The organism is Pigmentiphaga sp. (assembly GCF_019689535.1).
Taxonomy (GTDB): Bacteria; Pseudomonadota; Gammaproteobacteria; order Burkholderiales; family Burkholderiaceae_B; genus Pigmentiphaga.
Genome location: NZ_JADGHH010000318.1, coordinates 1 through 2,528, shown reverse-complemented (window position 1 = coordinate 2,528; position 2,528 = coordinate 1). Strand labels below are relative to the sequence as shown.

The 2,528-nt window shown below is 64.2% G+C and carries 2 protein-coding genes and 1 pseudogene; 1 reads left to right on the top strand and 2 read right to left on the bottom strand.

The features are described 5' to 3' along the window. Window positions 1-316 (top strand): annotated as a pseudogene (locus IRZ12_RS17235) (NAD(P)/FAD-dependent oxidoreductase); the annotation flags it as partial. A 14-nt stretch (window positions 317-330) separates the two neighbouring features. On the opposite strand, the gene IRZ12_RS17230 reads toward IRZ12_RS17235, so the two are convergent. Both IRZ12_RS17230 and IRZ12_RS17225 read right to left on the bottom strand, forming a co-directional pair. After that, window positions 331-1,791: a catalase gene (locus IRZ12_RS17230; protein ID WP_296471236.1), complete on the bottom strand. Its 1,461-nt coding sequence runs from the start codon at window positions 1,789-1,791 to the stop codon at window positions 331-333. A gap of 149 nt (window positions 1,792-1,940) precedes the next feature. After that, the coding region (locus IRZ12_RS17225; RefSeq protein WP_296471233.1) for an MFS transporter at window positions 1,941-2,528 on the bottom strand (588 nt) is incomplete at its 5' end.

Sequence of the window (2,528 nt, the reverse complement as noted above, 5' to 3'; positions counted from 1 at the left end):
CGCTTCTATGATGTCTTGCCAGCACAGCCGGCCCATGGGCCGGTACGCGGGCCACAACGCAGCGGCCGATTTGCTGGGCCGCCCCCTGCTGCCACTGCGGATCCCGTGGTATGCGACGGTCCTTGACCTGGGAGCCTGGGGCGCAGTCTATACCCGCGGGTGGGAACGGCAGGTGATCGCGACGCGCGAGCTCGCCAAGGAAACGAAGATGACCATCAATCGCCGGCGCGTCTATCCGCCGCTCAACGGCGATCGCAGGTCCCTCCTGGAGGCGGCAGCCCCGCTGGTGCAGGGGCCGCCCCCGGTCGGGGAGTAAGCCCCGGGCCAGGCTCAGTGCGTCCCGTACGCAGCCTCGATGCGTTCGCCGATCTCGGCGTCAATGTTCTTCCAGTACCCGAACACGCGTTCGAGCACCGGGGACCGCACGCCGGATTTCAGGGTGCCCACCACGGTGTCGACCAACCGCTCCCGCTGGGCGTCGTCGAAGACGTCGCGCACGAGCGCGCGCGCCTGCACGAAATCGTCGTCGTCTTGGCGCAAGGTGTAGGCTTCGCGCACGAGGCTGCCGTCGACCTCCCAGCTTTCGTCTACCGCGCCGGTATGGTCGGCCCATGCCCGGCCGGCACTATTGGGGGCATACGTGGGCGCGTTGCCCGCATGTTCGTAGGCCATGTGTCCGTCGAACATATAGGTGTTGACGGGAACCTTGGGACGGTTGACCGGCAACTGGTGGAAATTGGTGCCTATGCGGGCGCGCTGGGCGTCGTTGTAGGCGAAGGCGCGGCCGAGCAACATTTTGTCGGGAGACAGCCCGATGCCAGGCACCGTATTGCCGGGCGAGAAAGCCGCCTGTTCTATCTCGGCGAAGAAATTGCTCGGGTTGCGATCCAGCGTCATGACGCCGACTTTGATCAGCGGATAGTCTTTGTGTGGCCAGACCTTGGTGAGGTCGAAAGGATTGAAGCGGTAGGTCTTCGCCTCCTCATACGGCATGATCTGCACTGACAGCACCCACTTCGGGTGATCGCCCCGCGCGATGGCGTCGAACAGGTCGCGCCGGTGATAGTCGGCATCGGCGCCGGCGATGCGCGCCGCCTCTTCGTTGGTCAGGTTCTTGACGCCCTGCTGGCTGTGGAAATGGTATTTCACCCAGAATTTTTCGCCTGCGGCGTTGATCCACATGTAGGTGTGCGATCCGAATCCATTCATGTGGCGATAGGAAAGGGGAATGCCCCGGTCTCCCATCAAATAGGTAACTTGGTGCGCCGTCTCCGGGTTTTGCGTCCAGAAGTCCCATTGCATGTGGGCGTCGCGCAGGCCCGAATCGGGCAGGCGTTTCTGGCTGCGGATGAAGTGGGGGAACTTCATCGGGTCGCGCACGAAGAAGACAGGCGTGTTGTTGCCGACGAGGTCGTAATTGCCCTCGCTGGTGTAGAACTTCAGGGAGAACCCGCGGACGTCGCGCCAGGTATCCGGGCTGCCGGCTTCACCCGCCACCGTGGAAAAACGGGCCAGCATTTCGGTCTTGCAGCCCTTCTGGAACAGCGCGGCCTTGGTATAGCGGGAGACGTCCTCGGTCGTCTCGAAGACCCCGAAGGCGCCCGAACCCTTGGCGTGGGGCTGGCGTTCCGGCACTTTTTCCCGGTTGAAGTGGGCCATTTGTTCCAAGAAATGCACGTCGTGCAAGACTAGCGGTCCGTCACGGCCGACCGTCAGCGAGTTGCGGTCGCTAGGCGCAGGGGCGCCCGCGCCTGTGGTGCTGTGGCCGGGAAGATTGCGTGCGTCGCTCATGGGGTGACTCCTTTCTGCGAGCGCTCCCGAGATGCGCCGAATGGCGGATTCTGTGGGAGCATCAGCTCATCCTACGCAAGGCGGTCGACCACGCATGTGCGGGTTTACGCCAGCTTGTGTAGCCAAATGTAAGGAGAGGTATGGCGGCGTCAGGCTTGGCGCTGCCGGTTTTCCAGGACCAGCCGTACGACACACCAGCCGAGCGGCAAAGCGAGCATGGCGAATCCGGTCCGGTAGCTGCCGCCGAGTTCCGAGACCAGCCCGAACAGGGGCGGGCCCGCCACGACGCCCAGGAAGGTGATGGCCGATGCGCCTCCGGTAACCGTGCCCGCCATGCCGGCAGGCGATCGCCGGGCCAGCTCGGCGAGGTAGACCCCGTTCCAGCCGATGGCCGCTGCGCCAAACGTGGCAAGCAGTACGAGTAGCGCTTGCGTGGACAGCGTGGCGGGAATCAAGGTCGAGACGATGCAGCAAGCCAGGCTCAGGGTGCCCAGCAAAGCCAAGGTCCGCAGCGCCCCGAGTCCACGGTCGGCTACCCATCCCCATCCGATCCGGCCCGCCACGCCGGCGAATTGGCAAACGGATGAGGCCAGGCCTGCGGCGACGAGCGTCATGCCAAGCTCCGCGGTGAGGAAGGTGACGGTGTAGGTAGTGAGCGAAACCTGGACCGCGGAGTAAAGCAGGGAGCAGATGGCCAGCAGACTCTTATACACATCTCCGAGCCCACGAGACAATGA

Coding starts and splice junctions, on each gene's coding strand:
- IRZ12_RS17230 (WP_296471236.1), bottom strand. CDS start 1,791: ATGAGCGACGCACGCAATCTTCCCGGCCACAGCACCACAGGCGCGGGC.